General features: G+C 62.0%; 1 protein-coding gene. It reads right to left on the bottom strand.

The window, feature by feature from the left end; translation table 11 throughout:
* Positions 1 to 233 precede the first annotated feature (233 nt).
* Positions 234 to 1664 (bottom strand): IS1182 family transposase, encoded by a 1431-nt coding sequence (locus tag V7D69_RS16045; protein ID WP_333606344.1) that lies wholly within the window; start codon positions 1662 to 1664, stop codon positions 234 to 236.
* Between the last annotated feature and the right edge of the window lie 61 nt (positions 1665 to 1725).

Raw genomic sequence — 1725 nt, 5'->3', positions numbered from 1 at the left:
TCGAGCATAGGTGGGCATATATCGCGCCTCGCCTTAAAGCCGACGTTGCCGGAAATGACCTCAGACTGTCCGAAAACTCAGCGGCATGTCGTGAGGCGGTGAGCCGGGGAGCGCCGGGGTTTGTGGATGCCGGTTTTTCGACGCGGAAGGCACGGGGACGGTCTGGATCGGCCCTATTTGGACGTATGACGCGCTGTGACTTCGAGACGGGGAAATGCGCGCCCATTTCAGGCTCACACCGCGCGTAGCAGAGCCGGAATACCCAGGATATTGATGGCTCTGCGCAGATTATAGGCGAGCGCCGTCAGGCTGAACTCGGCGTTGACGTTGGCCAGACCCCGCATGAGGAACGCGCCTTGGTTCATCCACTGCTTGATGGTGCCGAAGGGATGCTCGACCGTCTCGCGCCGCCGATCGAGAATGTCAGGGCGGGCATCAAGCCTTTCCGCCATACGCTCCAGCACGGCTTCTCCCTCCCAGCGATCGATGGTCCGCCGTGTTCCTGATGCGCATTGAGGTTTGAGGGCGCAGTTGCGACAAGCTCGCATATTGCCGTAGCGGATGGTGACATGTCCGTTCTTCTGCGAGCGGGTATAGGGATCGAGGCGCGCCCCGCCGGGGCAAGTGTAACAATCTTCGTTGGCGTCGTATCGAAACTCACTCTTCGCGAAATAGCCTTCGTTGATAGCCGGGCCGCGTTGCGGGCGCACGACATAGGGTATGACGCCGACATCTTCGCAGGCAGCGATATCCTCGCCCTTGTAATAGCCCTTGTCGGCGACGGCATCGATCTGCTCGACGCCCAGCACCTCGCGCGCAGCGCTCGCCGTCTGCGCCAGAAAGCCCAGGTCACTGCCGGAGTTGGTCACATATTGTTCGACGATGAGCTTGTGCCGGGCATCGACCGCGACCTGCGCGTTGTAGCCCACGCCGACCTTGGGCTGGGTCGCCATGCCGCGCGCATCGGGATCGGTGAGCGACAACTGGCTTTCACCGCTGGCGACGAGATCGGCCAGCATCGCGCTGTGTAGTTCGCGCCGTTCCCGCATCCGCGCGATCTTTGCCTCCAGCACCGCCGCGCGGCGAGCAGCCCCTTCCGCCTCGGCTTCGGCGCGATCGGCAAGGTCGAGACGGGCCAGATATTCTTCGATCCGCTCATCAGCGAGCTTGATCCACCCAGCCAGCTTCTGGCGGGTGAAGTTCCGCTTGCGGCTGTTCACCGCTTTGAGCCGTGTGCCGTCCACCGCCACCAGTTCCCGCCCGAACAGGTCGAGGCGGCGGCACAGCAGCACGAAGGACCGGAACAGCGGCTTGAACGACGCCCTGTTGGTGCGGCGGAAATCCGCGATCGTGCGAAAATCGGGACGTAGCCCACCCAGAAGCCAGATCACCTCAAGGTTGCGCGCCGACTCAGCCGCCAGGCACCGGCTCGACCGCACCCGGTTGAGATAGCCATAAAGATACAGCTTCAGCAGATCGGCGGGAGCATAGCCTGGACGCCCTGTCGCCTTGGGACGAGAGCGGTCAAAGCCCAACTCGCCAAGGTCGAGATCATCGACAAATGCCGCGATGAAACGCACCGGGTTGTCTGCCGCAACATAGTCATCGACCGACGCCGGGAGCAGCAGCATCTGATCACGTGAATGTCCTTCGATGTAGCCCATGCCTAATCATACCGAACACGCAACCATCCGGGTATCTGCTATCGAATTTTCGGACGGACTG

This window comes from Novosphingobium sp. (assembly GCF_036733805.1).
Taxonomy (GTDB): domain Bacteria; phylum Pseudomonadota; class Alphaproteobacteria; order Sphingomonadales; family Sphingomonadaceae; genus Novosphingobium.
This window is presented reverse-complemented; position numbering and strand designations above follow the sequence as displayed.

What these genes read in the sequence shown, in the direction of transcription:
- V7D69_RS16045 (WP_333606344.1), bottom strand. Translation starts at nt 1,664, where the DNA reads ATGGGCTACATCGAAGGACATTCACGTGATCAGATGCTGCTGCTCCCG.